The sequence below is a fragment of the Streptomyces sp. NPDC006430 genome (assembly GCF_040612395.1).
In the GTDB taxonomy this organism is placed as follows: domain Bacteria; phylum Actinomycetota; class Actinomycetes; order Streptomycetales; family Streptomycetaceae; genus Streptomyces.
The window spans coordinates 234,605-257,731 of record NZ_JBEXQA010000001.1 but is presented as its reverse complement, the minus strand read 5'-3'; the positions used below and the strand labels follow the sequence as shown (position 1 = coordinate 257,731).

Here is a 23,127-nt window from a genome sequence, read left to right as displayed (position 1 = left end):
TGGAGCGGCCGGATCGATCGCTGCCACGACGGTGAGCGGCTCGGACGGTTTCAGTCGCTTCTACAGGGCGAGTACGAGGGCGGGGGCACGACAGCACCATGGCACAGGGCACGGTCCAGGTGACGTACGGCGGGTCTTCGCGTTGGCGGCGCCGCTCCGGTGAGTATCCGACGCTGGCCGCCGCGCTCGCCGCGGCAAGTGACGGGGACGTGCTGTCCATCGCACCCGGCACCTACCGGGAGAACCTGGTGCTGCACCGTGCCGTCACCCTGCGCGGGCCGGAGGGCTCGGTCGGTTCGGTGCGGATCGCCCCGCTCGACGGGGTCGCGCTGACGGTGCGCGCCTCGGCCGTGGTGCAGGACCTGCACCTGGAGGGGCAGGATCGGGCGACGCCCGCACTGCTCGTCGAGGAGGGCTGCCCCGAGCTCACCGACCTGCGGGTGACCACCCGGTCCGCGGCCGGCATCGAGGTGCGGGGCGGAGCCCAACCCGTGGTGCGGCGGTGCACGGTGGAGAACCCGACGGGCGTCGGGATCGCCGTGCTGGACGGGGGCGGCGGGGTGTTCGAGGAATGCGAGGTCGTCGCGGCCGGGCAGGCGGGGGTCTCCGTCCGTGGCGGCGGGCATCCGCGTCTGGAGCGCTGCCGGATCCACCACGCCTCGGGCGCGGGCATAGCGGTCACCGGCGAAGGTTCCGGCCTGGAGGCGCTGGGCTGCGAGGTCTATGAGATCAAGGGCACCGGTGTCCAGATCGCCGCCCGCGCGGCGGCCCGCCTCACCGACTGTTCGGTGCACCGCACCACCGCGGACGGGGTCACGCTCGACACGGACGCCGTGCTCAGCCTCACCGACTGCGACATCCACGACATTCCGGAGAACGCCGTGGACCTGCGGTCCCGTTCGGTGCTCACGCTCAGCCGCACCTCCGTCCGCCGGTTCGGCCGCAACGGTCTGTCCGTGTGGGATCCGGGCACGCGGGTGGATGCCGAGTCCTGCGAGATCCACGACAGCACGGGTGACTATCCGGCGGTATGGATCAGCGACGGGGCCACCGTCTCCCTGAGCTCCTGCCGGGTGCACGACGTGCCGGACGCAGTGTTCGTGCTGGACCGGGGTTCACGCGCCGACGTGGTCGACAGCGATCTGTCCCAGGTGCGCAACACGGCCGTCTCGGTGAGCGACGGGGCGACCGCGCAGGTCGACGACTGCCGGATCCGGGAAGCCGCGACCGGGGCCTGGTTCCGCGACCACGGCAGCGGCGGCACCCTCGCCAACTGCACGATCGACGCGGTCCAGACGGGGGTGATCGTCACCAAGGGCGCCGATCCCACCCTGGAACGGTGCACGGTCAACTCCCCCTCCGAAGCCGGGTTCTACGTGTCGGCCGGGGGCCGAGGGAGCTTCCGGTCCTGCCGGGTGACGGGCAGTTCCGGCTTCGGCTTCCACGTCATCGACGGCTGCCGCACCACGCTGACCCGCTGCCGCACCGAGCGCTGCGCGCGCGGGGGGTACGAGTTCGCGGAGGACGGCCCGGTCGCCGAGGAGTGCACCAGCGACGAGTCGGGGGCCCGGCTCGCCGCCCAGCCGGTGACGGGCGGCGCCCTCACCAGCGAGCGCGCGGGCATCCGTACGGTCGCCGCGGTCCAGGACTCCGCGGCGAAAACGGATCAGGTGCCGTCGCCCCGCCCGACCGGCGGGATGGAGCAGGAGGCCGCGGGGCGGGGTTCCGGCGAGGTGCTGGGCCAACTCGACGCACTGGTGGGTCTGGAGAGCGTCAAGCGCGAGGTGCGGGCACTCACCGACATGATCGAGGTGGGTCGGCGGCGGCAGCAGGCGGGCCTCAAGGCCGCCTCGGTGCGCCGCCACCTGGTCTTCACCGGTTCCCCCGGTACCGGCAAGACGACGGTGGCCCGGCTCTACGGGGAGGTCCTCGCCTCCCTCGGGGTCCTGGAGCGCGGCCACCTGGTCGAGGTCTCCCGAGTGGACCTGGTCGGCGAGCACATCGGATCGACCGCGATCCGCACGCAGGAGGCCTTCGAGCGGGCGCGCGGGGGCGTGCTGTTCATCGACGAGGCGTACGCGCTGGCGCCCGAGGACTCGGGCCGTGACTTCGGGCGCGAGGCCATCGACACCCTCGTGAAGCTGATGGAGGACCACCGGGACGCGGTCGTGGTGATCGTCGCCGGGTACACGGAAGAGATGGACCGCTTCCTGACCGTCAATCCGGGGGTCGCCTCCCGCTTCTCGCGGACCATCACCTTCAGCGACTACCGGCCGGAGGAGCTGCTGCGGATCGTGGAACAGCAGGCGGAGGAGCACGAGTACCGGCTCGGCGAGGGCACCGCGGAGGCGCTGCTGACGTACTTCACGGAGCTGCCGAAGGGACCGGCCTTCGGCAACGGTCGAACCGCGCGCCAGACCTTCGAGTCGATGGTCGAGCGGCATGCGGGGCGGGTGGCGCAGTTGTCGGACCCGGGCACGGACGAGCTCACTCTGCTGTTCCCGGAGGATCTGCCGGCGCTGCCGGCTCCTTGCTGACCTCCCTCGGGGCCGGTACGGCGGGCGGACCGGGGACGTCGCCGGCGTCAAGCAGTGCGGGCCATGCCGGCATGGCATGTTTGGCCGGGTGATCCGGGTGGGCCAACCGGGCGAGGAGGGCGTCGCGTTCGCCGGCGAAGGCGGGATCGGCCTGGTAGTCGAAGTGGCCGAGGATCGGCGCCGGCAGCGGGTACCGGGCGCTGCGCCCGTAGGCGAGCGGGTCTGCGAGCGGCCCCCGGTCAACGGAACCGGGCGGGCCCGCAGCAGCGGGCGCACCGTCACCGGGAGCGGGGGCATCGGTATCCGCGAGGACCGGGCCGCCGATCGGGTCGGTGGCGCGCCAGAGGTTGCGCCAGCAGTCCACGTCCCGGTGCAGCGCCGCGAGCGGCCCCGCGCCGAAGTACGCGGGGAACCAGCGTCCGTAGAGCCGGCGCAGCGGGGAGCCGTACGTGAGCAGCGCGACCCGGCGACGGACGTGCGGCGGCAACTGCCAGACGGCTGCCGCCGCGAGCACGCTGCCCTGGGAATGGCCGGAGATCACCAGGCGACCGCCGGTGCGTCCCGTCCAGCCGGTCATCCGCCAGGTCAGGTCGGGGACGGCGCGCTCGGCGTAGCAGGGCGGCGCGAAGGGGTGGGCCGCGCGCGGCCAGAAGGTGCCGACGTCCCACAGCACTCCGATGGTGCGGCGTGCGGCAGGATCCCGGTAGGCGCGGCGCCCCCAGGTGACGAACGCGGCGATGCCGAATCCGATCAGCCACGACCCGGCGTCCTGCGCGACGCGGGCGGCGGTCTCCAGCAGCGGGTGCGCGCCCCGGGCGGCCTCGCCCGGAACCTGTCCGCTGAGCCGTGCTCCGGCGAGGGCCCCCGCGCCGAGCAGCAGCGTGATCCCGGAGACGGCGGCCACGAACCAGGGGACCGCGTCGGTGAGCGCGGCGGCGGCCCGGGCCCCGGCGATCCGGCGGCTGCGGTCCTCGTCGGGCGCCTCTCCCGGGTACTCGGCGGCCACGACCGCGGCGATGCGGCGCCGGGCGCGGGCACCGCGCACCGCGAACCAGGCGGCGAGCAGGGCCAGGACGAGGAGCAGCGGCGGTAAGACGGCGGCCTGCCAGGACAGCAGCACCGGCGGCGCGGGCACCGCCGGGCCGGCCGCTCCCGGGGCGGCACCACCGTCGAGCCAGTCGGCGACCCGCTGGGCGACGCCGCCGGACATCACCCCGCCGAGCGCGCAGCCGAGCATGGCGATGGCGGGACCGCCGAGGCCGTACAGGGCGGTCGCCGGGTCCGGGGCAAGCCGGTAGAGGCGGACCGCGACGGCTGCGAGGAGCAGGACGCAGCCCCCTTGGCCGAGCATCAGCGCGCCGAAGGCGAAGTCGCCCGGAAGCCTCCCGGAGGAGGTCCAGCCGGGGCGCGACCAGCCCGCGTACAGCAGTACGGCGGCGAGCAGTGCGAGAGCGGCGCCGGGCAGCAGGGTGACGGCGGCCCGGTCGAGGCGGTGGTCGGCGCGGACCTCGGTCCGGCCGCGCCGGCAGACGACCCAGGCGACGGCGACCGCGCCTGCGGCGAGCAGCACCTCCAGCGCCCAGCCGAGGGCCTCCAGCACGGGGGTGCCGGCACGGCGGTCGTAGCGGGCGGTGGGTGCGGCGACGGCGACCGCGACGGTGAGCAGCCCGGCGGCGGTGTGGGCGGCGCGCAACCGGGCCACGATCCGCCGGCCGTACCAGAATCCGGGCCGGCCGAGCGCGGGCGTACCGTCTCCTCCGGTCACGGGAACGGCCGTTCCCGCGGGCGGTGGCTGGGATTCGTACGCGCTCCACGTACGGTTCGACAGGAACCAGAGCAGCCCGGTCAGTGCCGCCGGGACCAGCGCGCCGAGCGCGAGGCGTCGGCCGGGCTGGCCCCACCAACCGCCGGGCTCCATGAACCGGAGCCAGGAGCGGGGGCCGGTGCAGGTGTCCGAGCCCGCGCACTGCCAGGCGAGCAGATCGAGTGCGACCTCGCAGGCGGCGGCGATGAGCAGCAGGGTGAGGCTGAGGGCGAGGATCCGTACGAGGAGCCCGTACGTCCGCACCGCGCACGGTGCCGGACCGGTGACGGGCGCGGCCGGCCGGGCCCAGTGGGCGAGGTTGACCACCATGAAGGGCAGGAGCAGCAGCCACAGGGCGCGAGCGCCGTTGCCGGAGGTGAGCCGGGCCCAGCAGTAGGCCTCGGTCACGGGACGGCCGGCGTACCTCTCGGGGTGGGACTCGGCGTCGGCGTCGACGGCGCGGCGGAAGACGGCGGCGGTCGAGTCCCCGGTGATCCGGACGGTGCGCGGATCACCGAGCAACTCGTCGGGGGCCGCGCCGTGGACTCCGTGGACGCGGAGTTCGAGGGCCAAGGGCCCCGGGGGCGTGTGGAGTTCGACGGCCAGGGGATGCGGGGGCTTGGGGGTGTCCGGCACGGTGGCCTCCGCTCGCGGGGCGGGATCAGCGCGGATCCAGCATCCCGCGCGGCGGACCGCACGCCTAGAGCACGTCCGGGTGACCTTCCGGGCCGTGCGCGCGCGTCCTGCCCGCCCTCGGCCCCGCGCCCGCGCCCGCTGCCGCCCGGTCCTGCCCGGTCCTGCCCGGTCCTGCAGCGGACATCTAATGGTCCGTCAGCTAGGGTACGCGCACCACGACCACACGAGTGTTCCGATCGTCACCTCCAGGAGGGACCGTCATGGCTCGCCGACTCCGCCCGGTGGGGCTGGACTTCATCGAGGACGCCCCGATCCGCCTGACCTTCGCCGCACGGACGGCTGCGTCGCCCGAGGCCGTGTACCGGGCCCTGGCCGAGGAGGTCGAGAGCTGGCCGCACTGGTTCAGGGCGGTGACCCTGGCCCGGCCGACGCACGGGGGTTCGGGACGGGAGGTCCGGCTGATGGGCGGGGTCCGCTTCCAGGAGACGATCATGGCGGCGGATCCGGAGCAGCGGTACGCGTACCGGGTCGATGAGACCAACGCCCCGGGAGTCCGCGCCCTGTTGGAGGAGTGGCGGCTCACGCCCGCCGACCCCGGGTCCGGCACCCACCTCCGCTGGACCTTCGCGGCGGACGGCCCGGCCCTCTTCCGGCTCGCCCTCGCAGGCACCCGTCCCGGCCTGGGGCACTCCTTCCGCTCCGCGGTACGGGCCCTGGACGCCCGCCTGTCCGCGCAGCGCTAGGCCGGCCAGTAACGCGGGAGGTCCGCCGCACGCTCGGACCGGCGGGACCGCGACGCGTCGGCCCGCGAACGGGAACGGGCCCGGGAACGGGCCCGGGCCAGGGCCAGGGCCCGGGCCCGGGGGGCCCGGGTCAGGCCGAGGGTTCGCGCCAGACCCCGGTCGCCAGCAGGTTCTCGATCGTCTGCGCGTACGGGGCGATGTCCAGGCCCTGCGAGGCCAGCCAGTCGTCCGAGTAGTACTTGTCCAGGTAGCGGTCGCCAGGGTCGCACAGCAGCGTGACCACGCTGCCCTTGTGCCCCTCCGCCACCATCTCCGAGACGATCTTCAGCGCGCTCCACACGCCCGTACCGGTCGAGCCTCCCGCCTTGCGGCCGATGGCCTGCTCCAGCGCGCGGCATGCGGCGACGCTCGCCGCGTCCGGCACCTTCATCATCCGGTCGATGGCGCCCGGAACGAAGCTCGGCTCCATCCGCGGACGGCCGATCCCCTCGATGCGCGAACCGCAACCACTGCTCGCGTTCGGGTCGTTGGCGGTCCAGCCGTCGAAGAAGCACGAGTTCTCCGGGTCCGGCACGCAGATGCGGGTGTCGTGCTGCATGTAGTGCACGTAGCGCGCGATGGTCGCGGAGGTACCGCCGGTGCCGGCCGTCGCCACGATCCAGGCAGGCTCGGGGTACCGCTCCAGGCGCAGCTGCTGGTACATCGATTCTGCGATGTTGTTGTTGCCGCGCCAGTCCGTTGCCCGCTCCGCGTACGTGAACTGGTCCATGTAGTGCCCGCCGGTCCGGGCCGCGAGGTCGGCCGACTCCTCGTACATCTTCATCGGGTCGTCCACGAAGTGGCATTCGCCCCCGTGGAATTCGATGAGGCGGCACTTCTCCGGGCTGGTCGTGCGCGGCATGACGGCGATGAACGGGACGCCGATGAGCTTGGCGAAGTACGCCTCGGAGACGGCGGTCGAGCCGGACGAGGCCTCGATGACCGGACGGCCGGGGCGGATCCAGCCGTTGCACAGCGCGTAGAGGAAGAGCGAGCGGGCGAGGCGGTGCTTGAGGGAGCCCGTCGGGTGCGTGGACTCGTCCTTGAGGTAGAGGTCGATGCCCCATTCCTCGGGGAGGGGGAACCGCAGCAGGTGGGTGTCGGCGGAGCGGTTGGCGTCGGCCTGGACCTTACGGACGGCCTCTTTCAGCCAGGCGCGGTAGTCCGCGTCGCTACGGTCGACGTCGATGGTGGTGACCGTCGGACCGGAGGTACGGGTGGTGCTCATGCGCCTTGCTCCTTCATGCGTTGCTTCGCCCCCTGCTTTCGCAATGTACCTCCCTCACCTGCACAAACAGTCACTTTGGGTATCCATGCGGATCGCTTTCGATCGCGTTCGGTTGCATACACGCGCACCGTGGGTGACCCTGGTGGAGCATTACTGAGGGTGCAGCACCCGTAACACTCATGTCGGGGAGTCGCAGCCGTGATCAGTCACTCACGCAGGCACTGCGTTGTCGAACTGCAGGCCTTGCCGTCCCGGATCGGACAGATCCGGAGGATCGTTTCCGCGCAATTGCGCCACTGGCAGCTCGATCCGCTCATAGACCGGGCTGCGCTCGGTGTGACGGAGCTGCTGAGCAACGTCCACCGCCACGCGCAACCGGACAAGACCTGCACGGTCGAGATCGAGCTGCGGCTCGGACGGCTCACGGTCTCGGTGTACGACAGCGATCCGCGGCTTCCCGTGCTACGGGAAGCCGCCGCTGACGCACTGGAGACCTGCGGGCGCGGACTCGCCCTCGTGGCGGCCGTCAGCGAGGCCTGGGGTGCTCGGCACCAGGCCGACGGTCCGGGGAAGGTGGTGTGGTTCTCACTGCGCGCCGCCCCTGCCGCCCCGGCCACATCGGCGCAACGGCGCCCGACGCGGGGCGGAGCCAAGCAGGTACGGGAGCCCGCGCCGGCGGTGGTCGTCGCCGTGGACCCGGGCGCCGTACCGGCCGGCCTGTCGGTGGCGGCCTCGGTCGGCGCCAGGCCCGGGTGAGGGTTCCGCCGCCGCACCCCACCGGCCAGAGGCGCACCGTGCCGGTCGGGCCTTGGCGACGGCCTCCACCGTCGCCACGGCCCCGTGCCCGCCCCGACCTTCCCCGCCGCCCTTCCCCGGAGCCGTCCGGACCGGGCAGCGTCAGGAGGGTGAGGGTGGGCGCGGGGCCGCGGCGCGCGGCCTGCGCCTCGCCGTCGGCCCGGGTGGTGCGCGGTACCGCGGCCCGTGGACGCCATCGTTAGCAGCGGCAGCGGCAGCGGCGGCGGCAGCAGCGAGCCCGTGCCGCAGTACACCTCGGCGGTCACGTCGTGCGTCCGGGGAGCGGCGTACGCGGCCGGCAGGCCGCGCCGCGGGCCGCTCGCGCAGCAGGGCGGCCACGGGGTCGGCCGTCGAAGCGGCCCGGCACGGGATGCAGGCTCGTTCGTCCGTGCGGGCAGTCCCGGCAGCGCGCCACCGGCCCGTCCGGAACGCAACGCTCGTCCGGAACGCAGCGCTCGCACCGCCCGGGCACCGGCCCCTCCTGCTAAGCGGGCTCGGGGAAGTGAGGCACGCACCGAACGACGCGGAAACGCACCCCACTTCCCTGAGACCGCTTAGGCCGCCGCCCCCAAGGTCCCCAGCGGATCGTCCAGGACAGGCTGCCACGCCAGTTCCGCCGCACCCACCAGGCTGTTGTGGTCGAGCGTGCACGGCAGGATCGGCACTCCCCCGCTGCGCCCCCACAGGCTGCGGTCCGCGACCACCGCGCGCAACCGCTCGGGGTCCGCGGACAGTAGCTCCCGGTGCAACCCGCCCAGGATGATGCGGTCCGGGTTCAGGATGTTCACCAGCCCCGCGAGGCCCAGGCCCAGCCGGTCGATGAGCTCCTCCGCCGCCGCCCGCACCGCCGGCTCCGTGTACTCGTCGCGCAGCAGGTCCCGGGCCTGCTGGAGCAGAGACACCTCCGGGCCGGGGGTGCGGCCCGCCGCGGTCAGGAAGGCCAACGGGTCCGCCTCCACGTCCAGGCAGCCGCGACCGCCGCAGTGGCAGGCCCGCCCCTCCGGGTTGACGGTGAGGTGGCCGACCTCCAGGGCCAGACCCGAACTCCCCGTGTGCAGGCGGCCGTCCAGGACCAGCGCCCCGCCGACGCCGCGGTGGCCGGTGGCCACGCACAGCAGGTGCTGGGCACTGCGCCCGGCGCCGTGCCGGTGCTCGGCCAGCGCGGCGAGGTTCACGTCGTTCCCGGCCAGGGCCGGGCCATCGATCCCGGCCGCCCTCACGCACTCCGTGAAGATGGCCCGCACCGGAGACCCGGCCGGCCAAGCCAGGTGCAGTGGGTTGAGCGCCGTACCGTCCGGCTCCGCCACCGCCGACGGGACCGCCAGCCCCGCGCCGATGCAGCGGCGGCCGGTGTCGGCGAGCAGCGCCGCGCCCGCCTCGACGACCGCGCTCAGCACCTGCGCCGGGTCGGCGGAGACGGTGACCTTGCCGGGGGCGGTGGCCACGATCCGCCCGCCGAGCCCGACCAGCGCGGCCCGGAACCCGTCGGAGTGGACCTGCGCTGCAAGCGCCACGGGGCCGTTCTCGTCGATGGAGAGCCGGTGCGAGGGGCGGCCCTGGGTGCCGCCCGCACCGCCGGGGCGGGAGTCGACGCGGATCAGGCCCAGCGCCTCCAGCTCGGCGGCGACCGCCCCGGCCGTGGCGCGCGTGACGCCGAGCTCGGCCGTCAGGACGGCGCGGGTCGGAGCCCGACCGGTGTGGACGAGCTCCAGCGCCGGACCGAGGGCACCCCGACCCCGCTCCAGCTTGGTCCTCGAAGACGTCGAAGCCGTCGTGGACGCTGCGGACGCTGCGGACACCGCGGACACCGTGGTCACATCCCCCACCCGTGGCGGGGCCCCGTTGCCGTTCATGGAAGCGATCCTCGCATGATCGGCGGTGTGCGCGGAGCCGCGGTTCAGTCGAGGGGGGTCTCCAGCCCGCCGACCCGGAGCGTGATGTTCAGCCGTCCGGTCAGCCCGAGCTCGGGCGGTGAGGTACCGGGCAGGATCTTCGGCACCCCGTGGTAGGCCCGCCGGGCCGGGCCGCCGAACACGAACAGATCACCGCTGCGTAGCTGGACGTCCCGGTACGGGAGGCCGCGGGAGGTGGTGTTGCCGAAGCGGAAGACGCACGCATCGCCGAGGCTGAGGGAGACGACCGGCGCCCCGGACCTCTCCTCGGCGTCGCGGTGCATGCCCATGCGCGCGTCCTCCTCGTAGAAGTTGATCAGGGCGATGTCGTACGCCTCCCCGGTGCCGGCGCCCGGCCGCGGCGGTTCTCCGTACGCGGCGGCCACCGCCTCCTGCCCCAGCTGCGCGAGCCAGCCGGGCAGCGGCTTGACCGGGGCCCCGTCGCCGTCCACCGCCATACGGGCGTACCCGTACGGATACCAGTGCAGTCCGAGGCACACCTGGCGGGCGGTCATCGTCCCGCCCCCGGGAGTCCGTACGGTGCGCAGCCCCGCGGGAGGGCGCGCCCAGACGCGGCATGCCTGCAACAGCTCCCGCTGGCGCTCAAGCGGGAGCCAGTCGGGCACGTGCACGGCGCCGGGGGCGATCTCGGTACGCTCGCGCGGGAAGAGTTCCCCGTCCATGGCTCCATTGTCAGTGCTCGGTGGGACACTGCCCGCATGAAGATCAGCGAGTATGTGGAAACCCTTGCGCGGGAAGGCGAGTTGCTCGCCGACGTGGCCGAACGCGCGGGTACGGACGCCCTGATCCCCACCTGTCCGGGGTGGCGCGTCGCCGACCTGCTGCGGCACACGGGCGCGGTGCACCGTTGGGCGGCCGGGTACGTCAGGGACGCGATCGTGGAACCGGGCCCGTTCCCGGACGCCCCGGAGCTGACCGGCGCCGAGCTGCTGGCCTGGTACCGCGAGGGTCACGCGGCACTGGTCCGGACCCTGACCGAGGCCCCGGCCGACGTGCAGTGCTGGACCTTCCTGCCGACGGCCGCGCCCTCGCCGCTGGCGTTCTGGGCGCGGCGCCAGGCGCACGAGACGACCGTGCACCGGATGGACGCGGAGGCGGCGCTCGGGGCGCTCTACACCCCGGTGACAGCCGAGTTCGCCGAGGACGGCGTGGACGAACTGCTGACCGGCTTCCACGCGCGCCCGCGCAGCCGGGTGCGGGCCGAGGAGCCGCGGGTGCTGCGGATCCGCTCCGCGGACACGGGCGCGGTATGGACCGTACACGTGTCGCAAGAGCCGCCCCGAACGGTGCAGGGCGACACGGGCGAGGCGCCGGACTGCGAGGTGACCGGCGTGGCCTCGTGGCTGTACGCGGCATTGTGGAACCGGCTCCCGTTGGCGGGTCCCGAGGTGACCGGGGACGAGTCGCTGGCCCGGCACTGGACCCAGACGGCTGCCATCGTCTGACCGGTCCGCGGGGGCGCCCCGGCGCTGCGACCCCGACGATCGTCGGGGTCGCGGGTCGCCGTTCGGCCGAATGCCCGCGCTGCGTCGCACCTGGCGTCGAAGCCATGAACACGATCAGGCACTACGGATGGGGGCGGAGGTTGTCGGCGGCGACCGTGCTGGCGGTCGCAGGGGGAGGGTCGCTGCTCCTGCTGGTGCCGGGCGGCGGCTGGAACCGACGGGGCGGTGCACGTCACCGGAGGTGCGTCGGCGACGGGCTACAACCAGAGGTGCGTCGGCGACGGGCTACCGCGTGCTGGTGCGGAGGCGGGCGGGCCCTCATGGGCGAGGCCCGTGCTGGAGGCGGCGACCGAGGGCAGCGTGCCCGTCCGGGGCCTACTCCTGGCTTTGACGGTCGGGGCACCCTACGGCAACGGAAGCTGCGGGCCCTGGCAGGAGCGCCGGGGCCGCCGCCGCAACGGTCACCGCGTACCCGCTCATCGAAGCGTTGAACTCATCGTCGCCGAGGAACGTCCTGCCCGGCATGCCCGGCACGGCGGCCGCGTGCGCCCCCGAGCAGCGCTGACCCGGCCCGCACGGCAGCGGTCAGGACGAGGAGCGGCAGCACCGGGGCCGCCGTAGCGGCCAGAACGGCGCCCGCGAACACATCGTGCGGGTAGTGGGCCCCACTGCCCCGGCGACGACGGCCGCCGGTGGCCGCGTGGCCGCGGTCATGCGGCGGGCAGCCCTACCCCGTAGGCCAGTTGGCCCACGGCATGCGTGAAGAAGGCGTCACGGTCCTCGACGACACGGTTGAACTGGCCGAACAGCTCGAAGGAGACGAGGCCGACCAACTGTGCCCAGGCGGCGACCAGGGCTGCGGTGACCTCCGGGGGCAACCCTTCGGCGAAGTCGGCGGTCATCCGGACGGCTTCGGGACGCAGACCGGCGGGCAGCGGCGGGAGGGCGAGCCCGCGGCCCGCGTGGGCGGCACGGGCGACACCGATGAGGACGTTGCCGACCCGGGAAGCGGGGCCGACGGTGTCCATGGGGGCGCGGTAGCCGGGGACCGGGGAGCCGTAGATGAGAGAGAACTCGTGCGGGTGTTCCAGTGCCCAGACACGGACGGCCTCGCACACCGCGATCCAGCGTGCGCGGGGCGGGGCGCCGACGGCGAGGGCACGGGCATCGGCCTCCTCGGCGGCGGCGCCGACGCTGTCGTAGGCGTCGACGATGAGCGCGGTGAGGAGCTCGTCACGGCTGGGGAAGTACCGGTAGAGGGCGGAGGAGACCATGCCCAACTCACGGGCGACGGCGCGCAGCGAGAGCTTGGCGGCGCCCTCGGCCGCGAGCATGCGGCGCGCCTCGTCCTTGATGGCGCCGGTGACCTCGATACGGGCCCGCTCCCGGGCCCCGCGCACGGTACTCATGCGAGCAGTGTGCCACGCCTATAGAGCAGTGCCCAAAAATGGGAGCACAGCCCCTTTTCGAGAGCAGCGCTCTTGCTTTGGTGCGGCGATCCGTGCACACTGATCTCAAGCGAGAGCACCGCTCTCCCACAGTCCGGAGGCAGTCATGAGTGCGCCCACCCCGTACTACGTCCAGGCCGGCCCGCTCGCCACCCGCTTCAATTCCCTCTTCGGTAAGCTCGCCCGGATCGGCATCAGCCTGGCCGGCTCCGCCGAGCTGTCGGTGCGAGGCCGCAAGTCCGGCCAGATGCAGCGGATCCCGGTCAACCCACACACGTACGAGGGCGAGCAGTACCTGGTCTCGGCGCGCGGCCACTCCCAGTGGGTCCGCAACATGCGCGCGGCGGGCCGCGGCGAGCTGCGGGTGGGCCGCAAGGTGCGCGCGTTCACGGCCACCGAGGTCACCGACCCGGCACTGAAGGTCCCCTTGATCCGCGCGTACCTGAAGAAGTGGGGCTGGGAGGTCAACCAGTACTTCCAGGGCGTCACCGCGGACTCCAGCGACGCGCAGATCCTGGCGACCGTCGGGGACCACCCGGTCTTCCGGATCACGGTGTCGAACTGACCGGCACGAGGCGCCCCGCGCCGCCCGGTTGTCCGTATCGAAACGAAGACGGTCCTGCCCGCACATACGGGCAGGACCGCCGCGATCCTGCGTACGCCGTTCCCCGGAGGGCGCCGGCACCCGGTCCGGGACCTGCTCCCCGGATCCAGCCCTGGAGCTACTCCCCCGGCTGAGCCTGCTGCTCCCCCGGCCGAGGCCTGTTCCCCTGCCCCGGCTCCTGCGCGCGGGTGCGCGCCTGCCTGCCGTCCAAGGCGTGCAGGGCCTTGCGGGCCAGCGGATACGTCCGCACCAGCTCGGGCAGCGTCGTGGAACCCCGGGTGATGCGGGCGAAGGCCCGCCACGCCGGGCGGAAGCCGGTCATCACCGCGTGCAGCAGCCCCGGCTTGGCCTCGAAGGCGGTCAGCATCCGCTTGCCGACACCCATCTCCACGCCGAGCCCGGCCTTCACCGCGAACGCGTAGTTGAGGGCCTGGCGGCGTGCGTCCACCGCGTCCTGCGCCTCGGCGATCTTCACGGCCCACTCTCCGGCCAGCCGGCCCGAGCGCAGCGCGAAGGAGATGCCTTCGCGGGTCCACGGCTCCAGCAGTCCGGCCGCGTCGCCCGCCACCAGCACCCGGCCTCGCGAGAGCGGCGAATCGGGCTTGCGGCAGCGGGTCAGGTGCCCGGAGGAGAGGGCGGGTTCAAAGCCGGCGAGTCCGAGCCGGGCGATGAAGTCCTCCAGGTACTGCTTGGTCGCGGCGCCGTCGCCCTTCGCCGAGATGACCCCGACGGTGAGGGTGTCGCCCTTCGGGAAGACCCAGCCGTAACTTCCGGGCAACGGGCCCCAGTCGAGGAGCACCCGGCCCTTCCAGTCCTCGGCGACCGTCTGCGGAACGGGGATCTCCGCCTCCAGGCCGAGGTCCACCTGATCCATCTCGACCCCGACGTGCGCGCCGATCCGGCTCGCACTGCCGTCCGCGCCGACCACCGCGCGGGCCAGGACGGTCTCCCCGTCCGCGAGCACCACGGCGACCGTACGCCGGTCGGGCACCGCCGCCCCGTGCTGCTCGACCCGCGCGACGGCCGTACCCGTACGGACGACCGCACCGGCCTTCTCGGCCTCGGTGACCATCGCCGCATCGAACTCCGGCCGGTTGACGAGCCCGAACAGCATCTGCCGCGAGCGGCGGGTCCGGGTCAGCTTCCCGTTCAGGGAGAAGGTGACCGCGTGGATGCGGTCCTTGAAGGGCAGCACGAAACCGGGCGGGAGGGCATCGCGCGAAGGGCCGATGATCCCGCCGCCGCAGGTCTTGTACCGGGGCAGTTCGGCCTTCTCCAGCAGCAGGACGCGCCGCCCGGCCGTCGCCGCCGTGTACGCGGCCGAGGCACCGGCCGGGCCGGCCCCGACCACGACCACGTCCCACACCTCGCCGGTCCCCCCGGCCATCTCGTCCCCCGCCCCCTGAGCGGCCTGCCCTGCTGACGTGTCGGGTACGCCGTCACTGCTGTCGTCGCTGCTCACGATGTGCTGCTGCTCCTGATCATGCGGTTGCTCCGATGCAGGGAAATCCTACGGCGCGAGACCGGCCCGTCTCGCTGTGCGAGGATCGAGACTGTCTTTCGCCGTACCCGGCAAACGCCCACCACGCGGATGCGGGAGGCGTACACGTACCACAACGTCGCACCCAAGAGGAGCGTGCCCATGTCCCAGAATCCGATCGCCGAGACCATCGCCTCGTTGATGCCCCGCGCCCAGCAGGAGCTGACCGAGCTGGTGGCCTTCCAGTCGGTGGCGGACTGGGCCCAGTTCCCCCGGAGCGAGAGCGAGGGCGCGGCGAACTGGGTGGCTGACGCACTGCGCGCCGAGGGCTTCCAGGACGTGGCGCTCCTCGACACTCCGGACGGCACCCAGTCGGTCTACGGCTTCCTGCCTGGGCCCGAGGGTGCACCCACCGTCCTCCTCTACGCGCACTACGACGTGCAGCCACCGCTGGACGACGCCGCCTGGATCTCCCCCGCCTTCGAACTGACCGAGCGCAACGGCCGTTGGTACGGGCGCGGCGCCGCGGACTGCAAGGGCGGTTTCATCATGCACCTGCTGGCGCTGCGCGCGCTGAAGGCCAACGATGGCGTGCCGGTGAGCGTGAAGGTGATCGTCGAGGGCTCGGAGGAGCAGGGCACGGGCGGCCTCCAGCAGTACGCGGAGGCGCACCCGGAACTGCTCACCGCCGACACGATCGTCATCGGTGACGCGGGCAACTTCCGGCTCGGCCTGCCGACGGTGACGGCCACCCTGCGCGGAATGACGCTGATCAAGGTGAAGATCGACACTCTCGGCGGCAACCTGCACTCGGGCATGTTCGGCGGCGTCGCCCCCGACGCGTTGGCCGCACTGATCCGGGTGCTGGACTCGCTGCGGGCTGCTGACGGTTCGACCACGGTGGACGGGCTGGCTTCGGACGCGGTGTGGGAGGGCCTCCAGTACCCGGAGGCGGACTTCCGGGCCGACGCGAAGGTGCTGGACGGGGTCGAGCTGATCGGCGAGGGCACGATCGCGGACCGGCTGTGGGCCCGCCCGGCCGTCACCGTCCTCGGCATCGACTGCCCGCCGGTGACCGGCGCGACCCCGTCGGTGCACGCGAGCGCCGGCGCGCTGATCAGCCTGCGGGTGCCGCCGGGCGTGGACACGGCGGAGGCCATCAAGCTGCTGGAGGCGCACCTGGTGGCGCACACGCCGTGGCAGGCACGCCTGGAGCTGGAGGTCGTGGGCCAGGGCCAGCCGTTCCAGGCGGACACGGACAGCCCGGCGTACGCGTCGATGGCAGCGGCCATGCAGGTGGCCTACCCCGGCCAGGAGATGCAGGTCAGCGGCATGGGCGGGTCGATCCCGCTGTGCAACACGCTGACGTCGCTGTACCCGGAGGCCGAGATGCTGCTGATCGGGCTGAGCGAGCCCGAGGCGCAGATCCACGCGGTGAACGAGAGCGTCTCCCCGGAGGAGCTCGAACGCCTGTCGGTCGCGGAGGCCCTGTTCCTCGTCAACTACGCGGAGTCCAAGCGCGCCTGACCTGCGCTACGGGCGAACTCCGCTCCCGGTGAAAGGCCGGCCGGGAGCGGGGGCGGCGCGTCTACGTTCGTCGTATGGATCTCGTCGACGTACTCCCCCAGCGGCTCCACATGCTGCGCTTCCCGATCGGCCAGGCGTACCTGTGGCGCGACGGCGAAGCCCTGACCCTGATCGACTCCGGTCACGCCGGTTCCGCGAGTGCCGTCGAGGACGCGATCCGCTGCCTCGGGCTGGACCCGGGGCGGCTGGAGCGGATCGTCCTGACCCACTGCCACCGTGACCACGTCGGCGCCGCGGAGGAACTCGCCGCGCGTTGGGGCGCGGAGGTGCTGGCGCACCGCTTGGAGGCCCCGGTGATCCGGGGCGAGCTCCCAGTCCCCGAGCCGGTCCTGCTGGACTGGGAACTACCGCTGTACGAGCACGGTCTGACGGTCCCGCAGGCGCCGCCGACCCGGGTCGACCGCGAGCTGGAGGACGGCGACGTGCTCCCCTTCGGTGACGGCGCGGTGGTGGTGCATGCCCCGGGGCACACTCCGGGCAGCATCGGGATCCACCTGCCGTCCCACGGCGTGCTGTTCGTGGGCGACTGCATGGCAGGGGTGGACGGGGTGGTGCTGGGCGTCTTCAACGTGGACCGCACCGGGGCCCTGGCCTCGTTCCGCCGGCTGGCGGGGCTGTCGCCGTCGGTGGTGTGCTTCGGCCACGGCGACCCGCTGACGAGGGACGCGGCGGCCACCCTCCGCGCAGCCACGGCCGCGGAACCGTCGCTCCCCTGACCACTGGACGCGGTCCCCGCCCGACGGGTCCCGCGCCGCGGCCGAGCGGTCGCAGCGCGGGCCGCGGCCCGCAGAGCTACGGCACGCAGGGCTACGGCACGGGCCGGCCCCCCTCCAGGTACAACGGGCGCCCCCGCTCCCGTGCCCTCAGCGCCCACCGCAGCCGCTCGTAGCGCACCGCCGGCAGCAACCCGTGCGCCTCCTCCTCGGTCACGAAGCGCCACGCCCGCAACTCCGGTCCCGGCAGCCGGAGGCCGGAGGCCGTCTCCGCCGACAGTCGGCCCCCGTCGAACAGCAGCCGCAGGCCCCCGTACGCAGGAGGCACCGGCGGTTCCCAGTCCACGACCAGCAGCTCCGGCACGGTGCCCAGGTCCAGGTCCAGTTCCTCCGCCACCTCCCGCACCCCCGCACAGCCCGGTGCCTCGCCCGCCTCGACGACCCCGCCCGGGAACTCCCAACCCGGCTTGTACGTCGGATCGACGAGCAACACCCGGTCCTCGTCGTCGAACAGCAGCACCCCGGCCGCCACCGTCTCCCGCGTCGGTTCCGGTGTCTGGACGATGTCGCACACCCCGGCAGCGTCCGTGCGCAGGGCGTCGGCGATCCGCTCCGCCGTCTCGCGCACGCTCAGCGCGCCGTTGTCGATGACGTGCGCGTCCGCGGCCAGCCAGCCGCCCAACGCCTGCTGGTAGGCGGGGATGTGGTCGTACGCCCACTGTCGCACCCGTACGTCCACGTCCTCCGGGTCCCCTGGCTCCTCCCGCGTCGCGATCCGCTCGCGCAGGATCGTTTCCTCCGGGGCGAGCAGCACGTGTCGCACCGCGATCCGTCGTGCCGCCAACCCGCCGAAGATCTCGTCCCGGTACTCCTGTCGGAGCAGCGTCATCGGCACCACCAGCACCCCGCCCAGCTCCGCAAGCATCGCGGCGGCCGTGTCCACCACCAGGCGCCGCCAGCTCGGCAGCTCCTGGTAGTCGCTGACCTCGGCGAGGCGTTTGCCCGGCAGCAGTTGGCGTAGTGCGTCGCCGATGAGCTCCGGGTCGTACAGGGTGCTGTCCGGCAGGATTGCGGTCAGTTCGCGCGCCGTGCTGGTCTTCCCGGCGCCGAATGTGCCGTTGATCCAGACAATCACGTCTACCCCTCTCCCCATGGCTCGTCCGGAGCCCCCAGTGGCTTGCCCGCATCACCCTGCCACGGAAACCCGGTCACCGGCCCAGTGCTTATCCTCAAGGTCGCAGCCGCGCCCCCACCTCCGGAGGTTTTCGTCCCGTGCCGCAGAGCCGCCGCCCGTCCGAGCCCCGCTACGGCAACCGGCCGACCATGAAGGACGTGGCGGCCCGTGCGGGCGTGGGCCTGAAGACCGTGGTACGGCCATGGCGGACGCGGGCCTGCGGGCGGCGGACGCCTGGCAATCCCTCGGCTCGACCTCCCCGGACCGCGTCGCCGCGGCGGCCCGCGCGATGCTGGCGGGTCCCGACCCCGTCACGGCGGTCTTCGCGGGGAACAACCGGGTGACGGTGACGCTGGTACGGGTCCTGGCCGAGCACCCGCGGCCGGTGGCCCTGGTCGGCTTCGACGACTTCGAGCTGGCGGACCTGCTGCGCCCCGGCGTGACGGTGGTCGCCCAGGACGCGGCGGCCTTGGGCCGGGTGGCCACGGACCGGCTCTTCCAACGCCTCGCGGGCGCCTCCCTCCCCGCGACCCGGATCGAACTCCCGACCCGGCTGATCCCCCGCGGCTCGGGCGAACTCCCGCCGTCCGTCTGACCGGGCTCGGCAGGCTGCATCGCGTCGGCCGCCATAAGCTGCAAAGGGGTGGCCGCGGGGGCGGGTACGGGATTGGACTCGTCGACACCGCAAGCGGCGTCAAGCATCTCCCACAGCCGGTGTTCGGCACGGCGCGTGCGACCCGGATCGGGCCGCGGCGGGCGGGACCTACGAAGTCGCGGTCAGGGTCGCCGAGCGGCGGGGGATGGCAAAGGCGTCCAGTTCCGCGCGGGTCAGCCCCGTCAGGGCGGTGACCTCGTCCGCGCCCACCGCGCCGCAGTCCAGGCCGCGGACCAGGTAGCCGGCCAGGGCCTTAGCGGTGGCGGGCTCGTCCATCACCTCGCCCTCGATCTTGGCCACGTACGCCTTCAGGCGCGCGGCAGCGGTCTGGAGACCCTCGCGGTAGAAGGTGAAGACCGCCGCGTAGCGGGTCGGGAGGTGGCCGGGGTGCATGTCCCAGCCCTGGTAGTAGGCGCGGGCGAGGGCGCGGCGGGTGAGGCCGTAGTGCACCTTCCAGGCCTCGTGGACGTGCGCGGTGGTGCCGATCGGCAGGACGTTGGTCGAGCCGTCGCAGACGCGTACGCCGGTGCCGGCGGCCGCCACCTGCATGATCGCCTTGGCGTGGTCGGCGGCCGGGTGGTCGCTGGACTGGTACGCGGCGGAAACGCCCACGCAGGCGCTGTAGTCGAAGGTGCCGTAGTGCAGGCCGGTGGCGCGCCCCTGGGCCGCCCCGATCATCCGGGCCACGGTGGCGGTTCCGTCGGAGGCCAGGATCGACTGGCTGGTCTCGATCTGGATCTCGAACCCGATCCGGCCCGGACGCAGCCCGCGGGCGGTCTCGAAGGCCTCCAGCAGCTTCACGAAAGCCGTGACCTGCTGTGCGTACGTGACCTTCGGGAGGGTGAGGACCAGTCCGTCCGGGAGGCCGCCGTGCTCCAGCAGCCCGGACAGGAAGACGTCCGTGGTGCGGATGCCGCGGTCGCGCACGTTGGACTCCATGCACTTCATGCGGATGCCCATGTACGGGGCGTTCGTGCCGTTGGAGAACGCTTCGGAGACGAGGCGGGCCGCGCGGGCCGCCGCCTGGTCCTCCTCCTCGTCGGAGCGGACCCCGAACCCGTCCTCGAAGTCGACCCGGAGGTCCTCGATGGGCTCGCGCCGGAGCTTGGCGCGGACACGTTCGTAGACGGGGACGGCCAGTTCGTCGCTGATGCCGAGCACCCGGGCGAAGGTGGCGGCGTCCGGGGCGTGCTCGTCGAGGGCCGCTAGGGCCTGGTCGCCCCAGGAGCGGATGGTGTCCGCGCCGAAGACGTCACCGGGGACGTAGACGGTGTGGACGGGCTGGCGGGTGCCGGGGTCGCCCGGATAGCGGCGCGCGAGCTCCGCGTCCACCGGCGCGAGGGAGGCGCTGATGCCCTCGCTGACCACGCCTGCGAGGCTCGTCGCCACCTTCTCCTGCTGACCCATCGTGCACACTCCTCATTTCCGCTTAACGGAAGATTAGATCCGCATAGCAGAATTTAGTGTCGGGGTTCCGCCCCGTCAATGGTCCCTCCGCCACCGCGCCCCAACGACTCGGGGCCGTGCGGTGAGGAACACCGCACGGCCCCGAAAGGTCAGGCTACGAAGAGGAGCGCAGGTCAGCCCTTGCGCGCCTTGATCTCCTCGGTCAGCTGCGGGACGACCGTGAAGAGGTCGCCGACCACGCCGTAGTCCACCAGGTCGAAGATCGGGGCCTCGGCGTCCTTGTTGATGGCCACGATGGTCTTCGAGGTCTGCATGCCGGCCCGGTGCTGGATCGCGCCCGAGATGCCGGAGGCGATGTACAGCTGCGGGGAGACCGACTTGCCGGTCTGACCGACCTGGTTGGTGTGCGGGTACCAGCCGGCGTCGACGGCGGCGCGCGAGGCACCGACGGCCGCACCGAGGGAGTCCGCGAGCTCCTCGATGATGTGGAAGTTCTCGGCGCCGTTGACGCCGCGACCGCCGGAGACCACGATCGCGGCCTCGGTCAGCTCGGGGCGGCCGGTCGACTCGCGCGGGGTGCGGGAGACGACCTTGGTGCCGGTGGCCAGGGCGCCGAAGGTCACGGCCAGCGCCTCGACGGCGCCGGCAGCGGGGGCGGCCTCGACCGGAGCCGAGTTCGGCTTGACGGTGATGACCGGGGTGCCCTTGGAGACACGGGACTTGGTGGTGAAGGACGCGGCGAACGCGGACTGCGTCGCGACCGGACCCTCGTCACCCGCCTCCAGGTCGACGGCGTCGGTGATGATGCCGGATCCGATGCGGACCGCCAGGCGCGCGGCGATCTCCTTGCCCTCGGCGGAGGACGGGACGAGCACGGCGGCCGGGGAGACGGCCTCGTACGCGGCCTGGAGCGCGTCCACCTTGGGTACGACGAGGTACTCGGCGAACTCGGGGGCGTCGGCGGTCAGGACCTTGACAGCACCGTGCTCGGCGAGCACGGCGGCGGTGTTCTCGGCACCGGCGCCGAGGGCGACGGCGACGGGCTCGCCGATGCGGCGGGCGAGGGTCAGCAGCTCAAGGGTGGGCTTGCGGACGGCACCGTCCACGTGGTCGACGTAGACGAGGACTTCAGACATAGGAGTGCTCCTGCGAATGCGAAGTAGTCAGGGGGCGATCGAGAGGGTGTCGGCCGAAGCTCTTAGATGAACTTCTGGCCGGCCAGGAACTCGGCCAGCTGCTTGCCGCCCTCGCCCTCGTCCTTGACGATCGTGCCGGCGGTGCGGGCCGGACGCTGCGCCGCGGAGTCGACCGCGGTCCAGGAGCCCTCAAGGCCGACCTCGTCCGACTCGATCTCCAGCTCCTCCAGGTCCCAGGACTCCACCGGCTTCTTCTTGGCGGCCATGATGCCCTTGAAGGACGGGTAGCGGGCCTCGCCCGACTGGTCCGTCACGGAGACGAGCGCCGGGAGGGAAGCCTCCAGCTGCTCGCTGGCGGAGTCGCCGTCGCGGCGGCCCGTCACGGTGCCGTCCTCGACCTTGACCTCGGAGAGCAGGGTGACCTGCGGGACGCCCAGGCGCTCGGCCAGGATCGCCGGGAGCACGCCCATGGTGCCGTCGGTCGAGGCCATGCCCGTGATGACCAGGTCGTAGCCGGCCTTCTCGATCGCCTTGGCGAGCACCAGCGAGGTGCCCATGACGTCGGTGCCGTGCAGGTCGTCGTCCTCGACGTGGATGGCCTTGTCGGCGCCCATGGACAGCGCCTTGCGCAGCGCGTCCTTGGCGTCCTCGGGGCCCACCGTCAGGACGGTGATCTCGGCGTCGTCGGCCTCTTCGGCGATCTGCAGCGCCTGCTCGACGGCGTACTCGTCGAGCTCCGACAGCAGACCGTCGACGTCGTCGCGGTCGACCGTCAGGTCATCGGCGAAGTGCCGGTCGCCGGTGGCGTCGGGCACGTACTTCACACAGACAACGATCCTCAGGCTCACGCCGGCTCTCCTACCGCATCGTCTTTTTTCTGATACCGCCTTGTGCAGGCAGCATAGGCGCCTTGTCGGGCGGATCCCGGTCGGGGCGGCCCGCGCCCCGAAGGGAATGTTACTCGTCAGTACACCGTGGGTCCCCCACGGTTGCAAGGCTCGCGAACTGTGATCTGTCCAACGCCACCCGAACCCGCCCCAGCAGGGACGATTCAGTCGCGCAACGCGTTGAAGCGACCCTGGTGGTACAGCAGGGGCCGCCCCTCCCCTACGGGGTCCCCGACCACGACCTCCGCAATGATCACCCGGTGCTCCCCGGCCGGCACCCGCGCCACGACGCGGCACACCAGCCACGCCAGTACGCCGTCCAGCAGGGGAACGTCGTGCGGACCCTCGGCCCAACCGGTGGCGGGTCCGAAACGGTCGGCCCCCCTGCGGGCGAAGAGACCGGCCAGTTCCTTCTGGTGCTCGCCGAGTATGTGGACGCCAAGGTGCTCGGAATCGCGTATCACCGGCCAGCTGGACGACCCGGTGGCGATGGTGAAGGACAGCAGCGGCGGGTCGGCGGACACGGAGTTGAGTGAGGTCGCGGTGAACCCGACCGGTCGGCCGCCATCCCCGGCAGTGATCACGGCCACTCCCGCGGCGTGCTGCCGGAAGACGGAGCGGAGCAGATCGGGCGAGCCGGGCTGACCGGAGCTGAAACGTGCGGACTGGGCCGTCGGGGCCGTCATGGAGGTGCTTCCTTCTGCCGCGAAGGCGGCGGGCGGGCGCGGGCGGGATCAGGTCAGGGGCCGGGGTCGTGCACAGACCCGACAGCGCGCGCTCGCGTGGCGGACGAGGTCCACGTGGACCCGCCCGTAAAGCAGGAGTTCATACCGCATACCGCCAGCCTGGCGATCTCTCGTGTACACAGTCAAGCCGCAACGGGCAGATGCGAGGCG

Annotated in this window: 18 protein-coding genes and 1 pseudogene; 8 read left to right on the top strand and 11 right to left on the bottom strand. The window is 72.9% G+C overall.

The genetic code is table 11. The features are described from left to right. Positions 1–98 precede the first annotated feature (98 nt). Positions 99–2,537 carry a right-handed parallel beta-helix repeat-containing protein gene (locus tag ABZZ20_RS01220; RefSeq protein ID WP_356865430.1) on the top strand — a complete coding sequence of 813 codons (2,439 nt, stop codon included), beginning with the start codon at positions 99–101 and terminating at the stop codon, positions 2,535–2,537. Here ABZZ20_RS01220 and ABZZ20_RS01215 read toward each other — a convergent pair. Continuing rightward, positions 2,488–4,947, bottom strand: coding sequence for a hypothetical protein (locus ABZZ20_RS01215; RefSeq protein WP_356866111.1), 2,460 nt, complete (start codon positions 4,945–4,947; stop codon positions 2,488–2,490). The genes ABZZ20_RS01220 and ABZZ20_RS01215 overlap by 50 nt on opposite strands. A 290-nt stretch (positions 4,948–5,237) precedes the next feature. Here ABZZ20_RS01215 and ABZZ20_RS01210 point away from each other — a divergent pair, with 290 nt between their 5' ends. Beyond that, positions 5,238–5,720: an SRPBCC family protein gene (locus tag ABZZ20_RS01210; protein WP_356865428.1), complete on the top strand. Its 483-nt coding sequence runs from the start codon at positions 5,238–5,240 to the stop codon at positions 5,718–5,720. A gap of 130 nt (positions 5,721–5,850) precedes the next feature. Here ABZZ20_RS01210 and ABZZ20_RS01205 read toward each other — a convergent pair whose 3' ends face one another. Next, positions 5,851–6,987 (bottom strand): PLP-dependent cysteine synthase family protein, encoded by a 1,137-nt coding sequence (locus ABZZ20_RS01205; protein WP_356865426.1) that lies wholly within the window; start codon positions 6,985–6,987, stop codon positions 5,851–5,853. Between the two features lie 198 nt (positions 6,988–7,185). On the opposite strand from ABZZ20_RS01205, the gene ABZZ20_RS01200 reads away from it, so the two are divergent. Continuing rightward, entirely contained in the window at positions 7,186–7,743 is a 558-nt protein-coding gene (locus ABZZ20_RS01200) for an ATP-binding protein (protein WP_356865424.1), read from the top strand. A gap of 593 nt (positions 7,744–8,336) precedes the next feature. On the opposite strand, the gene ABZZ20_RS01195 is transcribed toward ABZZ20_RS01200, so the two are convergent. Together ABZZ20_RS01195 and ABZZ20_RS01190 are read right to left on the bottom strand one after the other, a co-directional pair. Continuing rightward, on the bottom strand, positions 8,337–9,635 hold the full coding sequence (locus ABZZ20_RS01195; protein WP_356865422.1) for an ROK family protein: 1,299 nt from the start codon (positions 9,633–9,635) through the stop codon (positions 8,337–8,339). Positions 9,636–9,679: 44 nt separating this feature from the next. Continuing rightward, a complete protein-coding gene (locus ABZZ20_RS01190) occupies positions 9,680–10,357 on the bottom strand; it encodes an alpha-ketoglutarate-dependent dioxygenase AlkB (RefSeq protein WP_356865420.1) in 678 nt (225 codons plus the stop codon). A gap of 36 nt (positions 10,358–10,393) precedes the next feature. On the opposite strand from ABZZ20_RS01190, the gene ABZZ20_RS01185 reads away from it, so the two are divergent. Beyond that, on the top strand, positions 10,394–11,140 hold the full coding sequence (locus ABZZ20_RS01185; RefSeq protein ID WP_356865418.1) for a maleylpyruvate isomerase family mycothiol-dependent enzyme: 747 nt from the start codon (positions 10,394–10,396) through the stop codon (positions 11,138–11,140). A gap of 710 nt (positions 11,141–11,850) precedes the next feature. Here the strand turns inward: ABZZ20_RS01185 and ABZZ20_RS01180 are convergent. Beyond that, positions 11,851–12,549: a TetR/AcrR family transcriptional regulator gene (locus ABZZ20_RS01180; RefSeq protein ID WP_356865416.1), complete on the bottom strand. Its 699-nt coding sequence runs from the start codon at positions 12,547–12,549 to the stop codon at positions 11,851–11,853. 145 nt (positions 12,550–12,694) lie between these two features. Between ABZZ20_RS01180 and ABZZ20_RS01175 the strand changes: the two genes are divergently transcribed. Beyond that, the gene (locus ABZZ20_RS01175; RefSeq protein WP_356865414.1) at positions 12,695–13,153 is read left to right on the top strand and encodes a nitroreductase/quinone reductase family protein; all 459 of its coding nucleotides are present in this window, start codon (positions 12,695–12,697) and stop codon (positions 13,151–13,153) included. A 157-nt stretch (positions 13,154–13,310) separates the two neighbouring features. Here ABZZ20_RS01175 and ABZZ20_RS01170 read toward each other — a convergent pair whose 3' ends face one another. After that, on the bottom strand, positions 13,311–14,579 hold the full coding sequence (locus ABZZ20_RS01170) for a geranylgeranyl reductase family protein (protein WP_356866110.1): 1,269 nt from the start codon (positions 14,577–14,579) through the stop codon (positions 13,311–13,313). Between the two features lie 255 nt (positions 14,580–14,834). Here ABZZ20_RS01170 and ABZZ20_RS01165 point away from each other — a divergent pair, with 255 nt between their 5' ends. Both ABZZ20_RS01165 and ABZZ20_RS01160 read left to right on the top strand, forming a co-directional pair. Beyond that, complete coding sequence (locus ABZZ20_RS01165; RefSeq protein ID WP_356865412.1) at positions 14,835–16,199, top strand: dipeptidase; 1,365 nt, start codon at positions 14,835–14,837, stop codon at positions 16,197–16,199. A gap of 74 nt (positions 16,200–16,273) precedes the next feature. After that, positions 16,274–16,975, top strand: coding sequence for an MBL fold metallo-hydrolase (locus ABZZ20_RS01160; RefSeq protein ID WP_356865410.1), 702 nt, complete (start codon positions 16,274–16,276; stop codon positions 16,973–16,975). A 91-nt stretch (positions 16,976–17,066) separates the two neighbouring features. Here ABZZ20_RS01160 and ABZZ20_RS01155 read toward each other — a convergent pair whose 3' ends face one another. Next, positions 17,067–18,107: an NUDIX domain-containing protein gene (locus ABZZ20_RS01155; protein ID WP_356865408.1), complete on the bottom strand. Its 1,041-nt coding sequence runs from the start codon at positions 18,105–18,107 to the stop codon at positions 17,067–17,069. Between the two features lie 238 nt (positions 18,108–18,345). Between ABZZ20_RS01155 and ABZZ20_RS01150 the strand changes: the two are divergent. After that, positions 18,346–18,741, top strand: a pseudogene (locus ABZZ20_RS01150) (substrate-binding domain-containing protein); the annotation flags it as partial. Positions 18,742–18,909: 168 nt separating this feature from the next. Here the strand turns inward: ABZZ20_RS01150 and ABZZ20_RS01145 are convergent. The 4 genes from ABZZ20_RS01145 to ABZZ20_RS01130 all read right to left on the bottom strand — a co-directional run bounded on the left by ABZZ20_RS01145 (position 18,910) and on the right by ABZZ20_RS01130 (position 22,917). Continuing rightward, positions 18,910–20,208: an aldolase gene (locus tag ABZZ20_RS01145; protein WP_356865406.1), complete on the bottom strand. Its 1,299-nt coding sequence runs from the start codon at positions 20,206–20,208 to the stop codon at positions 18,910–18,912. Positions 20,209–20,381: 173 nt separating this feature from the next. After that, positions 20,382–21,344 (bottom strand): electron transfer flavoprotein subunit alpha/FixB family protein, encoded by a 963-nt coding sequence (locus ABZZ20_RS01140; protein ID WP_356865404.1) that lies wholly within the window; start codon positions 21,342–21,344, stop codon positions 20,382–20,384. A 62-nt stretch (positions 21,345–21,406) separates the two neighbouring features. Further along, positions 21,407–22,192, bottom strand: a complete 786-nt coding sequence (locus tag ABZZ20_RS01135; protein WP_352211922.1) for an electron transfer flavoprotein subunit beta/FixA family protein — start codon at positions 22,190–22,192, stop codon at positions 21,407–21,409. A gap of 203 nt (positions 22,193–22,395) precedes the next feature. Beyond that, positions 22,396–22,917 carry a flavin reductase family protein gene (locus ABZZ20_RS01130; protein ID WP_356865401.1) on the bottom strand — a complete coding sequence of 174 codons (522 nt, stop codon included), beginning with the start codon at positions 22,915–22,917 and terminating at the stop codon, positions 22,396–22,398. Between the last annotated feature and the right edge of the window lie 210 nt (positions 22,918–23,127).